Genomic DNA, 16,872 nt, shown 5'->3' on the forward strand with positions numbered 1-16,872 from the left:
TAAAATCGATTTTGCTCTTACAATGACCTATATATTGAATTGAAGTAGGTTTGTCGGCATGAATTTCAGGCAGAGTAATAAAGTTGCAGTTATTGTTTTAATCAGTTTTTTGGCGGTATTAAGCGCTTCGCCGTGTTTGTGCGCGGCAGCAACAGATCCGGGCGCTCCGGCAGATCCGACGGCGGTCCTTTTGGACGCTGAACCGGCGGATAATCTGGAGAAAAAAGAGGAAAATGATACTTCTATCACCTTTCACCGCAAGCAGGATTTAGCGGTTAAAAATCCATTCCCGGAGATTATTTCGGAGGCGGAAATTGAAGCGTTGGATGATAAAAAATATGAAGCAGCAATTACAAAGTTCTTTTTTACAAGGGATGGAGCGAATGCTCAACCTGAGCCTTTAACAAAGCTCGATATGCCGAAAGTCAAGGGAAAATTAACTGTATATATGGCGTTTAAGCATGCTGATGAGCATGGACGCCCGCAAGGTGTATTTGCTACCTGCGGTCAAAACAGGCACGTGCCTCCGTTGCAAGATGGCAGTATTTACGCCGGTTCGGATACTTTGACAAAATATGATACACAATCTTTCACTATGGAATTTAACGGAAAAGTTGTAGCGCAAAACAGCTTAAAGGCTGTACAAATAAATGTTGATACCTTTAAAAATAATGTATATATGAAAATGACATATGATGTTGATCCTGCTGCTGAACGTTTGCTTTTTAATTTGGGCTCTACAGGAACTGTAGGAGGATATACGCAGACCTTTATACATTTAGAGTTCAATCCGCCGACCAAAGCCACCTTCCATTTTGTCGACGATTTTGCTTACAGACACTTACAGAATTTGCCGCTTGCTGCCGCCCTGCCGGAAAGAGGCAACAGCGACAGACATCCGTTGTTAAGTGCGGAGGAAAATAAGAAGGGCACAATCTTATCGGCTCTGCCTTTCACACCTATCGCCGGTCTGCCCGATTTGATAACAGCACAGGATACAGGAATTGCCTATTATATGAGAAATACATCCGGTGATGTCAAAACTCCGCTGCTGTCCTATGCCGGAGAGGGTAAGGCTGATGCATCCAAACATCCGACTTTAGAAGCATTGACCGGGCAGCAAGTTCCGGGATATATCTATTATGCTAATGATATCGACAAGCCGGAGGGCGGTGTTTTTGCTGATAATAACGAGACTAAAGACAAGCCGGGCAATCATTATTTGTCTTTCGCTTACAAAATGAAAGACGGCAAGCCGGTAGAGCGCCTGACAAACAAGCATTACTATCTCACATATCGTGCCATACCGACTAAAGTGGCAGTTCAACAATATGTGGAAGAAGACGGCAAGAAAAAGCCGATTACGCAAGGTAAATACGATCTTTACCGCAAAGACGGCGTGAAAGAGACTTTGGTTTGTCGGAATACAGCTCTCAGTTCTGATTTTGCCCAAGACACGGCACCGGACTTATCTGAGCTGGTAAATGTCGTGAAAAATACGGCTGCTTATAAGCAAGAGGGATATTATCAAACAGATAAAGGCTTGTATTTAATCCCGGGCGATTATATTTTACGGCAAACAGAAAAAGTCGCAGGTTATGCAGCGGTACCCGATCTTAAATTTACGGTTAAGCGGCAACTGCAAGCGGGGCAGCTCGGAGACTTAACCGGCGAGGAATCTACTTTGAAGACTTTAAGTGTTAAGTTGAAGAAAGAGACGCCGGCAGATTTACCGCGAGAGACTTCCGAAAAGACGCCGAAGCAGACGCTTTTGCCGGGAAATTACACAGCTGTTACAAGCGAAAAACGAGAGAATAAAAAAATTGTAGCCAAAACCGGGGAAACGGCAGAAGTCTTTAATTTCGGTTTATACTGTGCCTTGGGGGCGTTGGCGGCTTTGAAGCGCCGCAAATAACTTGTTGCCCGAGGTGATGAAATGAGAAAATGGCGTTTGCTGCTGCTGTCCGTGCTGTTCAGTTTTTCCTTGCTTTTGTCGGCGTTAAATACGGTTGAAGCGGGAGAGCCTAAAGGCACGCCGGAAGAGTTGGCAAGCGGATTTTTCATTGAAGCCCATGATATTACCGTGCCGCTGCATACTAACTATGACCCTTTAGCGCCGATTGATCGGATAAATATTAAATTGCCCGATAAAGACGGTAAAGAAGTTTGGCAGCACTTTAATAAGGGGACAAATTTCATTTACTATTCTACTTATGTCAGCTTTGACGGCAAAACAATGACAGCCCCATATAGCGGTTTCTGTAAGTGGTTCAGCGACGGCTTCGGTCGGGCGGGTTTTGCTTTTGACAAGCCGGGGACTTATCCGGTTTGGTATGTTGCTGAATATGACAGCAAACGGTGTAAAGCTAAAAAAATCAACATTACGGTAGTTGAACCGGAGAAGGCGCTTGCAGCCGCGCAATATGCTTATGAACTGAAAACTGACGGTTTGGATTATAAAACGCCTTTAACGCCGCAAGAACAGCAGATATCAAAAGTTTTGTTCGATAATTCCTCGCAGTGTCGGCAAAAAGCGGAAATTAAGCGAGTTGTTCACTATGTGGATGAAGCAGGAAAGCAGCTTTTTCCGGATACCGAGCAGTTGATAACTTATAATTTTCAGAATAGAGTGGGCCGCAATATGGCCTGTATTGATGTCACCAACAAACCGGACAAGTCGGTTGCCGGATTTTGGCGGGACTTTTGGACGTGTAAACAGGATACTTTTGCCGCTGTAACTATTCCGGAAAAAGAAGGGTATACGCATGATTTGACGGCAATTCCCGCCTGTAAGGTAACTTTGGCCGGGGCGAGTGAAACGGAACTGTTTGCTGTGGCTAATTGGCGTGAAAATCAAAATATGCTATCAGCTAAAGGTCGAGTTCTGGTCCCGTATGCCAATAAAGTGTGGTTCAATTTTTCTGCCGGAACAAGAGAGTACACGGTTGTTTATAAGAAAAAAGCACCTACTGCTACTACTACCGGTAAACCTGCAGCAACTACAAGCAAAATTGTTCCGTCGGCAACGACAATAGCTGATAATTTCAGCCGTACGCCTGATGAAACGGGGCTTAATTCTACCGGCATGGCCAAAAAGACGGTAGCCAAAACCGGTGAGAGCAAACAAGGTGCAATTCTTATTCTCGGAGGATTGTTATTAATATCAGCGGTGGTGTACAGAACGGGAATTGAAGGACGAAATGACTATTGACTATGTCGCCTGATATTTTACGCAGCAGACGGACTTTACCGTTGCCTTTACTTTTACTGATGTCCGCCATTACTTTCATGGCAATTTTGTGCGAACTTGTACCTTCAGGTTTGTTGCCGGTTATGGCAAGGGGGATGCATGTTCAGTTGACACAGGCCGGGCAATTAATCGGCATTTATGCTTTGGCCTCGGCTGTTTGCGGGCTACCTTTAGTTTCGTTGACTGTAGCTTGTAATCGCAAAACTTTATTATTATTTTTATTGAGCGGATTTTCCCTATCCAATTTTATTGTTGCTTGGGCGCCGGATTTTACTGTGGCTTTGGTCGGCCGGGCTTTAGGCGGGGTGTGTGCCGGCACCTTGTGGCCGATGATTACCGCTTACGGTATGACTTTAGCTCCCGTAACGGCTCAGGGCAGGGCAGTTACGATTATCATGGGAGGAATTACAGCAGGTATGGCTGTCGGCGTACCTTTTTTGACTTTTATCGGGAATTATTACGGTTATCGGGCGGCTATCCTGATTCTGGCTTGCCTGATTTTATTAATCGCAGTATTGTGCTTCTTTTACCTTCCGAGTGTGGCAGGCGAAAAAAAGGCGGCAGCCAATTCACCTTGGACGATGTTAAAGAACCAAGGTGTTCTTTTGGTTGTTTTGCTGACCTTTTTGGCAGTCGGAGCTAATTACGGCGTTTATACATTTATTACAGATGTGGTGCGGGATTTGGGCTATCCGGGCGTAAATCAGGCGCAGTTGCTCTTCGGTGTCGGCTCAATTATTTCCGTTTGTTTAGCAATTAAGCTGATTGATCGCTATTTGCCCGTGCTGTTAATCGGGATATATGTTACCGGAATCCTTGTCTTCCTCGGCTTCGCTCAGCTCGGACAGATATATTTGTTGGATGCCGGTTTCCTTCTGTGGGGCATAAGTTTCGGCTCTTTGAGCAGCATTTTCCAGACGGCGACAAGTAAACAGGTAAGTTCCGGGGTGGCGGTAGCTAACGCGTTGCAATCGGCATCGTTCAATTTTTCTATTATGTTCGGTTCCTTCGGAGCCGGTAAATTGCTGGAGCAAAGTAACAGTAAAATTATGCTTTATGCAGCAGCGGTGCTTTTAATTAGCGGTTTGTTAATTGCGCTTGTTAATCGGCGCAAAATGGCCTGAAAGTAATAAAAGCGACCCGCATAGCAGGAAATAAAGCGACAGGTAACTTGGTGTTTGTTCTGTTTCGCCGGTTTTAGCTACTTTGCCGATTTGCTGCGCTTGTGTGGGAGCTGCCGTAGTTAAAGGGGCGTCCGTCGCTTGCTGTTTGCTCGGCGTTGGCGGCTGTGATGGCGAATTTTGTTTATAAGTGAATGTTATAGTTAATTTTTCGGCAGCGGAACTTTTTGTCAAAGTGCCGACGGTAAAATCCTGTTCCGGCGGAGCGGCGGTAAGACCGTTTATTTTATTATTAGCTACTAATTTGTATTTACCCGGCTGTAAGAACAAGCGCTTACCGACTTGGCGTAAAGAGCCTTTGACCGCTTCACTGCCTCGCAGCAGAGAAGATAATTCCTTGCCGCTTAAATTTGCTGTTGCTGCAACTTCACGATTATCGCTCAAATCGGCAATTATCAGTTCCTTTTCGCCGGCAGAATTAAGAGCATATAGAGAAAATTTCCCGTCAGCATAATTTGCCGGAGCGTCGGCTTTAATAATTAATTCGGTCGGAATCGCGGCATAAGTCAAATAATAATGTTTAGCGGTCAACTTTTCTTTATTTTTTCCGACAGCGAAAGAGAAACAGAAATTTCCCTTATTTTTTACGCTGTTTTCATCCCAAACGTTATTTTCCGGTTGGTCAATGTCGTTATCTATGTAGATATAACCGGGTATTGGGGTGCTTATAAGCTGCTCAAGGGTCAGCTTGCGGTTAAAACGCTCCTGTCTTTCAACAGTATCACCGGCAAAAGAAAGAAAAGGTGTAGCGAATTTTGAAATCTTATCACAATCAAAAGGTGCCGGGCCGCTGACGTAAGGAGCTTTTAAGTCCTTCAGGGCTAAAGCGACGAAAGGCTTGGCAGAGAAACGGTCATTCGAGTCCCCTTGACTGCGCGGCGACAGCTTAGCTTGCGGCTGTAGGTTGGATAGTTGTCTGTAAGCGGAGTCTTCAACGAAGTGGAAATTTGCCGTTACCAACGGGACAAAGGCGGTAAAAGTAGGAGATGCGCCGCTGCCCTCCTGATTTATAGCATTCGAGCCTATAATAGTGTCACACTCAGGCGGCACGTGATAAATAATGTGGATAAAGGCTTGATTCTCGCTCATATTATAGGTAAATTTTTTATTTTCTGTCAGTTTTTCGCCTACAAGTTTACCGTTGATATAGAGCGTAAAAGGAAGATGGCCTTCAACAGCGGTATTTTCATCAAGCGGAATCGAACCGTCCGCTGCCGCCTGAGCATAAGAATATTTTAAATTCCTGATTTCACCGTCAACTTCAAGAACATAATCCTTTTTCACACGGGGAATAAAAATGAAACTGTCGATACGACTTAACGATTTTTTATAATAATTTGTCCACGAAGTCAAATTCGCTTCGTGGGAGGTTTGCAGAGAGAATTCCTGTCCGATTTCCGTGTAATAGATTTTTTCTATCCAGGGAAAAGGTCGAGAACTGACTGTCGTACGTTGCAGTTCTTCTACTTCAGCCGGCGTGATAACCTCGGGGAAAGGGTTAATGATATTTTTGTCGCCCGTGAAATCATATACGGTATTAGTAGCGCCGGCAGCGCGGCTTATCTCGATTTTACAAAACATAAGAAGTGCGATAATTGAAACGAAAACGAAAAAATGAGAGCGCCGATTCATAGGCCTTCCTCTTTTCTTTGTTAAATTACATTAAATTTATATTAAGATTAGCATAAAATTTTCCCCCGGGAAATAAGCTAATATTTCACTTTTGTTACAACTGAACAAAAGCAGCAAGGGCAAGAAGCCGTGCTCCGTGCTATAAGCACAAAATGTTATACACTGCGATTAAAAAGCTTGAACAAATTTATGAATTAAATTAATATTCTTCATATTTTACAATTATTAACAGAATAAAGGAGAAAGCTATGAAAAAAATCAGCATGGCATTAGTGCTTGCCGGTATACTTTTTTTCAACAACGTGGCCGGAGTGACACTGTTGGCGGCAACCGATAAGGGAGCAGAAAAGAACGGACAGGCAACAACTGCAAGTGCAGCCGAAACGAAAGAAGAAACCGTTCGAGTTATTATTCAGGCCGCAAGTAGCGACACGAAAGAAGCACTGAAGCGTGAAATAGCCCTTTTACCGGCAGCTAAATTAAGAAATGACTTCGATATGTCTTTTACCGGATTCTCTGCCGATATTAAAGAAAGTGATTACTGGAAATTACAATTTGACAGCCGAATTGCTAAAATTACCAAAGCTAAACTCTTTTATCCTGTTATGGCATCGGCGAAGGCTATCGGCCAGATTGATGCGGCCGTCAGCAAATTCCACAATAAGGGCGAAGGAACGGTTATTGCCGTAATTGATTCCGGTCTGGATGTGACGCATAAAGATTTTCAGAATCTGGATGATCCGAGCAAGGCTAAAGTTCAGACGATTATGCCGTTCGGCGGGGAAAACAAAGATACGAAATTTAATCTGAAAGTTCCCTACGGCTTTAACTTTGCCGATAACAGCTACCGGATTAAAGGTTATGCTTCCAATCACGGTATGCACGTGGCGGGAATTGCCGGTGCCAATGCGCCTGACAGTGATTTAGCTAAATTTGCCGGAATTGACGGCGTAGCGAGCCAGGCACAAATAATGCCGATGGTTGTTTTCAGCAACAATAAAGAAGCTAAGGGCGCGCAGGAAGACGATATTATCGCGGCAATCGAGAAAAGTATCGAGAAAAAAGTTGATGTCATCAATATGTCATTGGGCAGCGGCTCGGGTTTCAGTGACCCTGAAGATCCTACGGCCAAAGCTATCAATAAGGCGAGAGAAGCGGGAATAATGGTCGTTGTAGCAGCCGGTAACGATACGGCGGCATTCAGCAACAAAATGAGTAAGGGTGTGGAAAATATCCACGGCCGTAAGGATATCGGTATTGTCGGTTCACCTTCAACTTCTCCGGCTGCTTTGTCGGTCGCTTCTATGGAAAACACCCATACTTTTATCCGCAAAATGACCTTCATGGAAAAACAGCAGAAAGTAACATTTCCGTATTCCCTGGATAATGGTAAAAATGACGGTTCAGCGCATAGCGTTGTCGACTGCGGTCTGGGTTATGAGAATGATTTCAGTGGTAAGTCTTTGCAGGGCAAGTTGGCTTTAATTAAACGCGGTAAGATTACTTTTACGCAAAAGGCGAAGAATGCCAAGGCGGCAGGTGCTGCGGGCGCAATTATTTATAACAGTGATGATATTAAAACCAATTATGCTATTGAAGGCATGGGCGATTTCCCGGTATTTAATATTTTGAATCGCGTCGGTGTGCGCCTGTTGCAAGCTTTGCAAAGTGACCCGAATTTGCAGGTTACATTTAATTTGCAGGAAGAGCAGGATGTTAACGAAAACAGCGGCAATATGAGTTCTTTTACCTCGTTCGGTACAACGGCGGAATTGGATTTTAAGCCGGAAATTACGGGTATCGGCGGTCAGGTTTATTCGACCGACAATGATAATAAGTATGTTATGATGAACGGCACATCTATGGCCTCACCTTATGTAGCCGGCGCTTCGGCTTTAGTTATGTCGCAAGTGAAGAAGGATTTGCCCGGCTTGCCCGATTATGTTGGCTTTACCAAGAAAACGCTGATGAATACGGCCAAGATTGTTATGAATAAGCAGGCGGGAAATGCGATTCCTTTCTCTGTTAGACGCCAGGGAGCAGGATTAATTCAGGTTAAGAATGCTATGGAAAACCGGGTTCTCGCTACTTATGAGACGGCTGACGGCGAGGCGGCGGCAGCATTGCGCAGTTTCAGCGGCAGCAAAAGTTTTAAGATTAATTTGCGAAATTATTCGAATCGGGCGCTGACGTTTACGGTCGATCCGGGAAAAGTGTATACAACGGAAACACTTAACGATAATTTATTGGAGCGAGAGGCGGCGGCAACAATCAGCACTGATGTTAAAACTCTGACTTTGCAGCCGGGAGCTCAAAGTCAAGTGAGCGTAACATTGGATGCGGCGGCGGTTAAGGATAATTTCGTCGAAGGCTATGTGCGCTTCCTTTCGCAAACGGACGGCCAGCCGGATATTCATTTCTCTTATATGGGATTTGCCGGTGACTGGAATGCCGAGAATATTTTCGATAACTTGGATACTTTAGAGAACAAAAAAGAAATAACCTACGGCGATACGCGCTTGATGACGATGAATAAAGATCCGCTGAATTTCTTTGACAGAGGTGAAATTGTGCCCTTGGGTGTCAGCCCCGATGACCAAAAGAAAGGAGATGTCAAACCGGCAGAAAAATACTGGTCAATATCTCCGAATAAAGATGGTCGGGCCGATGTTGTCATTCCGCAGATAGGCATTTTGCGCAGCGCCAAAAGCGTCGAATTCAGCATCTTGGATCAGGACAAAAAAGAACTGAGAAAATTAGGTAAGATGGAGAATGTGCGGCGTCAAAGCTTGCGTAATTTCATCAGCAGAAAAGAAAGTAAGCAGTTATTTACAACTTTCCCGTATATTGAAGGTATGTGGGACGGACAGCTTTATAATCAGCAAACAGGTAAAATGGAAGCGGCGGCAGACGGACAATATTATTTAGCAGCGACAGCTCATTTAACTGCAAATTCGGAGCCCCAACAGCTGCTCTTCTCTCTCAAAGTCGATACGGAAGCACCGACAATTGAATTAATTAAAGCTGCCGACGGTAAAGAATATGAGTTGACACCGCAAGGTCGTTTGTTCAAGTTCACTGTCAAAGATAAAGTGGGAGTAGCAGAGGTCAAAGCGGAAATAAATAAGAAGACCTTACAAGTCACGGACAAGGGCGACCATTATGAAACTTTGGCGCCTTATAGTACGGAAATGGGCGAAAATGTGTATTTGACAGTCAGCGACTATGCTTACAACAGCAAAAAAGTTAATGTCAAAAATGTTAAAGGTAATTCTTTGAGCTTTACTAACTGGAAGAGCGTTATTAATAAGAAAATAAATACTATTATGGGCGAAAGTTACAGCGGTGTGACCCAAAATAAGGATACGGCCTATATTTCTCTGAAATTCGTCAGCGCTAAAGACCAAACGGAGATTACAAGTAAAGATTGTCCGGTCAAAAACGGTAAGTTTGCTTTTGCCTCCTTCGTACTGACGCCGCAACAACAGGGGAAATATAAAGCGTTTGCGATTGAAAAGAACGCGGATAAGAAAGTGATTAAAGAGACAGCTTTAGGCGATTTTGTCTACGATTACGTGAAACCGAGCCTGACCTTTAATTATGTGTCCGAATTGAAGGGCAATGATGTAAAGGACCCGCAAAAAATCAAAGCCAAAGACCCGAATTATAAAGAGTATGTGATGCGTAAGAACAAAGACGGCAGCTGCACCTTTACCGGTAAAGTTCAGGACAATGTTTATCAGCCGCAGGAACTTACACTTACAATTGGTACACGTGAAAATAAAGTTGAGATTCAAAAGGACGGCAGTTTCACTTATGTTTTGCAAACACCGTCGAAACATTTTGACTTTATCAATATTTCCCAACCGGCGGAGTTAAGTGCTTCCAATACAAGTTCCCTGTTTGAGGGCTTGGATTTAGGCGGTTTCCTTAGACCTTCCACTGCGAAAAAGAAAAAATTGGAGAGAACTTATGTCGTAACTAAGTACTTGGAATATGATCCTAATGCAACGCCGCCGACGACAGGCACAATTTCGGAGCCGGAAGCTGCCAAGCCGGAATTTAAGCTGACAGTTAAGCCGCAAAAAGCAATTGTTAATATTAAAGAGACGACCAGGTCTTACGGCCAAGTGGCAAAACGGGCCGACGGATATTATTACAAATTGTACGGTTATACCAACGATTCCAATTGCGAAGTTTACGTCGCAGGCGAGAAAGTTACAGCTAAAAAGACAAGTTCAGGTCTGAATTTCTTTAAAGAAGTTAAATTGCAGGAGGGGATGAATAATATCAATGTGCGGGCAACAGATGCTACCGGTAATGTATTACAGGAGCTGAAAGTCAGAATTTTACTTGACACCAAATTACCGACATTGATTCTGGACAGTCCGACAATAGAAAGTGAAGAAGCGGCGCCGAACGCTACGTCGCAGGCGCAAACGCCATCCGGGCAACAAGCTCCGGCTGCTAATCAAGGCGAGAAGTTCGAAGTTATTAAAACTTGGAAAGATAGTGTCGTTTTTGCCGGCAGCATCGAAGATGAAAGCCAAGGATATGATTTGTTCTTGAATGGTGATAAGCTGCTTTCTTATAACAGTAACGGTGCTTTGGGCAATAATTTGCGCCACTTCAAGCGGAGTGTAAAGGTTAGTGACGGTAGTATTCTGATTCTGGAGCTGGCCGACGCTTCCGGTAACGGTAAGGTTACCAAGTATAAAGTTAAAAAAGTGAGCGGCCCGAAGCTGGTGGAAGTTCTTGATTTGACGGAAGAGAAAACAACAGGTTATGTTCGCGTCAGTTTGATGAGCAAAGACGGCAAAGCTAAGGTTTACGATGTGCTGGCCGGTGCAGTGGATGTGGCAGAATTACCGCAATTGCCGGCAGACAGTGACTATAGATTTGACGGTTGGTATTTAGATGAAGGTTGCAGCAAAGAATTTACCGGTAAAATTACTGCCGATATGACTTTGTATCCGAAGTTCGAACCGTTGGATGTCGCAAGGCCGATAATTGACAATGGAGATGAGGATGAGCAGCCGGAGCAAGATTCCGAGCAGGAGCAGATTGATGTCAGGGACGCTGTGCAACGACTCTTACCCGACAGGAACGAAAATCCGACTCTGCCTGAACCGGTGCTTGTGCCGATGCAGGCGCCGCAGGCCGGACGTGGTAGCGGCAATAAGCAAGTAGTTGCCGCCAAGTCGGAGAATAAAGTGCGGGCGACGACAAGTAAGTCGAGCAAGGTTACGGAAACAACGCTGACAAGTACGAGTGAAACTAAGCGGGAAACTCAGCCGACTTCGACGTTAAAGCCGTTAACTACGACGGCAGCGGAAGTGAACGAAACTAACGCAGCAGCACCGTTTAAGCGGGTGATTATCGGTTTAATCATTGTCGGCAGTTTGAGCGTTTTAGCGGTGTTACTATATATTTTGCTGAAAGAACGGCGCGTTGAACGTTAGGAAAGCAAATGCTTGCTTAGCAAAATTACAGGCTCTCTTCGCCCTTTACAGGCGAGGGGAGCTTTTTGTGCAGATTAGCGGTAAATAAAGGCACGATTTGTGAAAAATAGAGAAAATGATTAAAGACGGAAAAGTTGCAGCATTATCTATTGATAAAATCCTTTTTTTGTGTAATGATACTGATAGTAGCTACTGAAATTTTAAATATCATAGAGGTGCGATATGAAAAAAATATTATCATTGTTGTTAGGATCACTATTTTTATTGAATACTGGTAACGTATTAGCTAGCGGTGATCAGTGTAGTTCAGTACGTTCTCCAAGATGTGAAGATACTTATTATTATGAACCATACTATAAAACTTTTGAATATAGAAACGAATTTAGAATGGAAGCGGACAATGTAGTAGATTTAGTAGTGACCAGAGAAGTAGAAACGTACAAATCTTTATCTATTTCTGCTGAAGCGGGTGTGGATATTGATGCAGTAATAGGCCATTTGAGTCTTGACTTTTTAATGAAACGGGAAGGTAGCGAGCGTTATGTTATCAGAGCTATGTGGCCTACAAAAGCAGGTAATAAGTATGAATTAACTGCGGGCATGAAGATCGGCGTGGAAAAAGGCTATTGGGTTCATATGGATGAATATTGTAATAGAAAAGAAGAAAAATATATAGAAGCACGGGGAGAAATAGAAGAGTATGTTCATTCTCGGGTGATTGGATGAAAAAACATGTTAGCAAATTTGCTCCTGTTTTCGCGGCATTGCTTGTTTTTACCTTAACTGCTTGCAGACAAACTTCCAATATTCAGCCGAATATAAGCAAAAAAGTAAGTACTGAAAATACAGTAGCGGAAGATACCGATTTTTATAATTTGAAGAATTTAGTTTTTAAGTATGAAGGTGAACTTGTTTATTATCCCCGTGCCGGAGAATACTCTCTGAATTTGACCTTAAAATTCCCCAACTGTTCCATGCGTGATGCTAAAAGCGGCAAAAGCGCTGAATATGCCTATTTATCATTTCATGCCGGCAGAATCGGGGATAAGGACAACTATCCTTTAGGGTGGGACCAAAGTAAGAAAAAAGAGTATGTAAATCCGAACAGTAAATTTCAGTCGGAGCGGCATGAGTTGGATAAATTCGGCGGTGAATTGATCGGTTTCACTTATCGGAGCGTAACGACTTTACCCGACGAAAAATTGTATCAGATTAAATTGGCCGAGGGTAATTTCCCGCAAGAATTAAAAATAAGCTTGAGTTCACATGACAAAATGCTTTTAGATTCTCATAGTCGCCAAGTGCTTAAGGAAGCCCGGGAGAAAGGACATCCGGTGCAATTAGGAATAGCTTTACGTGATGATAAAGGAACTGTGCGGCAAATTTGCAGTCTCTTCCTGGAGGACGAAAATAAGAAATATCCTGCCTGCTAAAGTAAAAAACTAAAGTAAAAAGCGAGCTGCAACTGATTAGCTGCGGCTCGCTGATTTTTTTGCAATCGACATCGACGTCATTCCGCTAAAGCAGCTTGAACGGCGGCAATCACAGCCGGTTTTTGCGTAGTAATCATTTCAACTTTACCGGCAATAACCTTGGTATCCATAATAATTTCCCGATCAAGGCCTTTGGTATTGATGAACGGTTGGAAGAACTCCTTAAATTCCTGTAAGCGTTTTTCACTGTTGAAAACATGAGCGGTAACCTGAATAAAACCATTAAATTCCATATCGCCGCCCAAAGTCTTTTCCAACCATTTCCATTCGGTCCTTAACCATTTCCAGGTACGTTCCTCTGCCAAAGGATTGGCCAAGAGGCTGTAATACCAGGAACGGACATCCTGAGGTTTGATAATTTCGCCGTTCTTCAAAGCTTGCAGAATTTCATCCAACTGCTCATTTTGGCGACTGACAGTCAAAGCTAAACGCAAGTCATCTTTATAAGCCGGATCTGCATGTTTTACGTACACATCGAACAGCTCGGCGAAAAGCTGCGGCTGATTGTAATTTTTGATTTCATTGCGCAAAATCAGGTAACGCATATCAGCCGGTAAATTATACGGTTGTGCAGTATGTTTAAGATAAAGTTCATGCATGGCGGCGAGGCACTTCTGATCTTCGGCATAATATATGATGCTCCAGACATAGGGACGCACGAGCGTATCGTCATTGCTTTCGTTCGCCCGGGCAATCAAGCCTAAACGCTCGGTTTGAGGAAGATATAACTTAGCGAGCAAAGCTTGTAAATCTTTTTCCTCCGCACTCTCAGGGGTGAAGAAAGACTTTAAGATGCCGATAACATTGAGCAATTTCGCCTGTACAAGTTGGGAAGTGCTGCCGGATAATTTGACTACGAGCGGAATCAGCTGCGCGTAAGACAATTCACCGCATTTGGCAAGTAAAGACATATCCTGCAGAATTTGCAGATGAGTGACGGTATCAAGTTCATCCAAGTTGTCCAAAATATCATCCATCAAAGTTTGGTCGTATTGAACGATGAAATGAGAATTGTTGCCGAAATTAAGAATAAACGGTCGATTGCCGTTAGCTTGTTTCAATTTACGGTAGTCGCCCAAATTAATCATTTCATCCCGCATAAGTTCAGGCACAGTTTGATAATTGCAGCTGAGCGGAATTTGCCAGAGACGTTGTTTATCTTCATGTTCGCCGATAAAGAATTGCCTTTGACTCAAGTACAAATTACCGTTAACAACATTGGCATTGACCAACGGATAGCCCGGTTGCTCCAACCAGGAATTCATAATTTCGCCGACATTGAAGCCGCTGACAGCCGACAAAGCGTTCCATAAATCCTGCCCTTTCGCATTAGCATATCGGTGCTCGGCAAAGTAGGCTTTCAAACCGGCTCGCAGTTTCTCATCTCCCAGTAAAGCCCGGACCATAACAAGGAGGCGGGCACCTTTGGCGTAAACAATAGCGCTGTCGAAAATTGCGTCAATTTCCGCCGGATCATTGACCATGACATGCACCGACTGCACACCGTCGGTAGCATCTCGCTGCAAAGCGGCGGGAATATCGGAAGTTTGGAAAGATTCCCAAATCTTAAATTCCGGTTCCAAAGCGTCGACGGCGACATATTCCATCATATTGGCGAAAGATTCATTCAACCACAAGTCATCCCACCAGGCCATAGTCACAAGGTCGCCGAACCACTGGTGCGCCAACTCGTGACAAACAACTGCAGCAACCAATTGTTTGGTAGGAATGGAAGAATTTTGCGGGTCCAACAGAAGACATGATTCTCTATAAGTTACAAGGCCCCAGTTCTCCATCGCTCCGGCTGAAAAATCGGGTAAAGCCAATTGATAGGAATGTGCTAAAGGATAAGGTGTTTCATAATATTCTTCAAAAAATTCAATTGCCCGTTTGGCAATATCTAAAGCAAAATCCAACTCTTCCGCCTTATGCGCCTTAGTCGCAAAAACGCCGATTTCCACGCCGGATTTAGTTGAAGTTAATTTTTTTTGCATATCACCGAAAGCGAAAGCCACCAGATAAGTGGACATGCGAACAGTTTCCTGAAAGTAATGTACACCGGCAACACATTTTTCTTCCGGCTGGTTGGCAATAATCGTTTCCCCGGGCTGTTCATCATATTTAATGGCTAAAGAAAAAGTCGCTTTAGCTGCCGGTTCATCGAGGCAGGGGAAAGCCTGACGGGCGAAGGTTGTTTCGAATTGCGTGCCGATTAACTGCTTCTTTTCGCCGTTAATTTGGTAGTAAGACGGATAAATTCCCATCATGGTATCGGTAAGTTTGCCCGTGAAAGCCACTTCAATAACAACTTCCCCGGCCGGTACACCGCTGATTGTCAGATCTTCGGTTTTATCGCTGTAATCGAAGGCGGCGGTGAGATTGTTGACTTTAACTGTGTTAATAGTTAAATATTTTTGGTTTAATTTAACCGTATCGCCGAGAGCTGTACCTTTTACGGTGCTTTTACCGGTAAAAGTTTTGGCGGCACGATTAATATCTAAATAAATGTCATAGTGTTCCGGATGAAATAAGTCAAAAAGTCGTTGAGTTTGCGGCATAGTCTATCTCCTAATAACTGCTGTTTTCGTTAATTTTAACCTCCGCCGCCGATTATTACAAATTTTTCGCCTGTTTCTCGCACTGCTTGGGCCGCGGCAGCGGCAGCAGCACAGAGGAGCGGCTCGTTTCGGCTCGGCTCGCTGTAGATATTTGGCGCCGGATTTATTCAGGTGGTAAACTGTTCAGTAACGATAATATTTGCGGCGGAGGGGCCCATGGTTAAATTTAAAGGCGTGATTTTTGACTTGGACGGAGTTCTTTGTCATACGGATGAATATCATTATTTAGCTTGGCAGCAATTGGCACAACAGGAGGGAATTTATTTTGACAGGCTGATTAATCAACGCTTGTTGGGGATCAGTCGCAGCGAGAGTTTGGAAATTGTCCTGGAGCGGGCCGGACGCACTTACACGCAGGCGGAAAAAAGCCGGCTGGCGGAGCGCAAGAATGAGCTGTATCGGCAATATTTATTGCGGATGACACCGGCGGATTTAACAACAGGTGCCGAGAAAGTGCTGCAAACTTTAGAAGCGGCCGGAGTGAAGCTGGCTGTCGGTTCGTCCAGTCGCAATGCCCGCTTTATTTTGGATAAATTGGGAATCAGCTCGAAGTTTCAAGTCATTATTGACGGTAATGTATTACAACATTCCAAGCCGGATAAAGAAGTTTTTTGCAAAGCACTGGCGGCGTTACACTTGGCGGCCGATCAATGTCTGGTGGTTGAAGATGCTGTTTCCGGAATACAGGCTGCCGTCAGCGCCGGGATTAAAACGGCGGGAATCGGTAAGGTGATTGAGCAGACTGCGGTAGATTATACTTTGCACGCCATCAGCGATTTATTGCCCGTAGTTTTGGGTACCGGCTCGCAACGCCATGCCTTTAACAATCTTGGGTAGTATACTGTAAAAATAAGAGGTGAAATATGTTGACTTTATACGCTTATCGTGCCTGCAGTACCTGTCGGCGAGCCGAAAAATGGCTGCAGGAGCATCAAATCGATTATAATTTCGTTTCCGTTAAAACGGCGAATTTACAGACTTCGGACATTGTCCGTTGGCAAAAATTGAGCAACTTGCCGTTGAAACGGTTTTTCAATACAAGCGGTCAAGTTTATCGGCGTTTGAATTTGAAGGATAAACTTGCGACCTTAACGGAAGATGAACAGCGACAAATATTGATCAGCGACGGTATGTTGCTGAAACGTCCGATTTTAGTGGCTGAAAATTTTGTCTTAGTAGGATTTCAGGAAGCAGAATGGGCGGCAAAGCTGGATAAACTTGCATAGGACTTGGACT

At 44.0% G+C, this 16,872-nt stretch carries 10 protein-coding genes; 8 read left to right on the forward strand and 2 right to left on the reverse strand.

Annotated features, from left to right (window positions below):
• Nucleotides 1–58 precede the first annotated feature (58 nt).
• From PYS60_RS01130 to PYS60_RS01140, 3 genes are read left to right on the forward strand one after another with little or no spacing between them, the layout of a single operon-like run.
• A complete protein-coding gene (locus PYS60_RS01130; RefSeq protein WP_315570085.1) occupies nt 59–1,915 on the forward strand; it encodes a hypothetical protein in 1,857 nt (618 codons plus the stop codon).
• Nucleotides 1,916–1,936: 21 nt separating this feature from the next.
• Nucleotides 1,937–3,211: a mucin-binding protein gene (locus tag PYS60_RS01135; protein WP_315570087.1), complete on the forward strand. Its 1,275-nt coding sequence runs from the start codon at nt 1,937–1,939 to the stop codon at nt 3,209–3,211.
• Between the two features lie 2 nt (nt 3,212–3,213).
• Nucleotides 3,214–4,374 carry an MFS transporter gene (locus tag PYS60_RS01140; RefSeq protein WP_315570089.1) on the forward strand — a complete coding sequence of 387 codons (1,161 nt, stop codon included), beginning with the start codon at nt 3,214–3,216 and terminating at the stop codon, nt 4,372–4,374.
• Here PYS60_RS01140 and PYS60_RS01145 read toward each other — a convergent pair.
• Nucleotides 4,339–6,063 (reverse strand): hypothetical protein, encoded by a 1,725-nt coding sequence (locus PYS60_RS01145; protein WP_315570091.1) that lies wholly within the window; start codon nt 6,061–6,063, stop codon nt 4,339–4,341. The genes PYS60_RS01140 and PYS60_RS01145 overlap by 36 nt on opposite strands.
• Before the next feature lie 248 nt (nt 6,064–6,311).
• Between PYS60_RS01145 and PYS60_RS01150 the strand changes: the two genes are divergently transcribed.
• From PYS60_RS01150 to PYS60_RS01160, 3 genes are all read left to right on the forward strand, one after another.
• Nucleotides 6,312–11,525, forward strand: coding sequence for a S8 family serine peptidase (locus PYS60_RS01150; protein ID WP_315570093.1), 5,214 nt, complete (start codon nt 6,312–6,314; stop codon nt 11,523–11,525).
• Nucleotides 11,526–11,747: 222 nt separating this feature from the next.
• Nucleotides 11,748–12,251, forward strand: a complete 504-nt coding sequence (locus PYS60_RS01155; RefSeq protein ID WP_315570095.1) for a hypothetical protein — start codon at nt 11,748–11,750, stop codon at nt 12,249–12,251.
• Entirely contained in the window at nt 12,248–12,958 is a 711-nt protein-coding gene (locus PYS60_RS01160; protein WP_315570097.1) for a hypothetical protein, read from the forward strand. Before PYS60_RS01155 ends, PYS60_RS01160 begins: the two co-directional genes overlap by 4 nt.
• A 77-nt stretch (nt 12,959–13,035) precedes the next feature.
• Here PYS60_RS01160 and PYS60_RS01165 read toward each other — a convergent pair whose 3' ends face one another.
• Complete coding sequence (locus PYS60_RS01165) at nt 13,036–15,576, reverse strand: M1 family metallopeptidase (protein ID WP_315570099.1); 2,541 nt, start codon at nt 15,574–15,576, stop codon at nt 13,036–13,038.
• Between the two features lie 216 nt (nt 15,577–15,792).
• Between PYS60_RS01165 and pgmB the strand changes: the two genes are divergently transcribed.
• Nucleotides 15,793–16,473 (forward strand): beta-phosphoglucomutase, encoded by a 681-nt coding sequence (pgmB, locus tag PYS60_RS01170; RefSeq protein ID WP_315570101.1) that lies wholly within the window; start codon nt 15,793–15,795, stop codon nt 16,471–16,473.
• Nucleotides 16,474–16,502: 29 nt separating this feature from the next.
• The gene (locus PYS60_RS01175) at nt 16,503–16,862 is read left to right on the forward strand and encodes an arsenate reductase family protein (protein ID WP_390866561.1); all 360 of its coding nucleotides are present in this window, start codon (nt 16,503–16,505) and stop codon (nt 16,860–16,862) included.
• Nucleotides 16,863–16,872 lie beyond the last annotated feature (10 nt).

Origin of the sequence: Amygdalobacter indicium, from assembly GCF_029101545.1 — a bacterium.
GTDB lineage: Bacteria > Bacillota > Clostridia > Saccharofermentanales > Fastidiosipilaceae > Amygdalobacter > Amygdalobacter indicium.

Bases quoted from the DNA above. Each gene is read 5' to 3' on its own strand.
- PYS60_RS01135 (WP_315570087.1), top strand. From the start codon at position 1,937: ATGAGAAAATGGCGTTTGCTGCTGCTGTCCGTGCTGTTCAGTTTTTCC.
- PYS60_RS01140 (WP_315570089.1), top strand. From the start codon at position 3,214: ATGTCGCCTGATATTTTACGCAGCAGACGGACTTTACCGTTGCCTTTA.
- PYS60_RS01150 (WP_315570093.1), top strand. From the start codon at position 6,312: ATGAAAAAAATCAGCATGGCATTAGTGCTTGCCGGTATACTTTTTTTC.
- pgmB (WP_315570101.1), top strand. From the start codon at position 15,793: ATGGTTAAATTTAAAGGCGTGATTTTTGACTTGGACGGAGTTCTTTGT.
- PYS60_RS01130 (WP_315570085.1), top strand. From the start codon at position 59: ATGAATTTCAGGCAGAGTAATAAAGTTGCAGTTATTGTTTTAATCAGT.
- PYS60_RS01145 (WP_315570091.1), bottom strand. From the start codon at position 6,063: ATGAATCGGCGCTCTCATTTTTTCGTTTTCGTTTCAATTATCGCACTT.
- PYS60_RS01160 (WP_315570097.1), top strand. From the start codon at position 12,248: ATGAAAAAACATGTTAGCAAATTTGCTCCTGTTTTCGCGGCATTGCTT.
- PYS60_RS01165 (WP_315570099.1), bottom strand. From the start codon at position 15,576: ATGCCGCAAACTCAACGACTTTTTGACTTATTTCATCCGGAACACTAT.
- PYS60_RS01155 (WP_315570095.1), top strand. From the start codon at position 11,748: ATGAAAAAAATATTATCATTGTTGTTAGGATCACTATTTTTATTGAAT.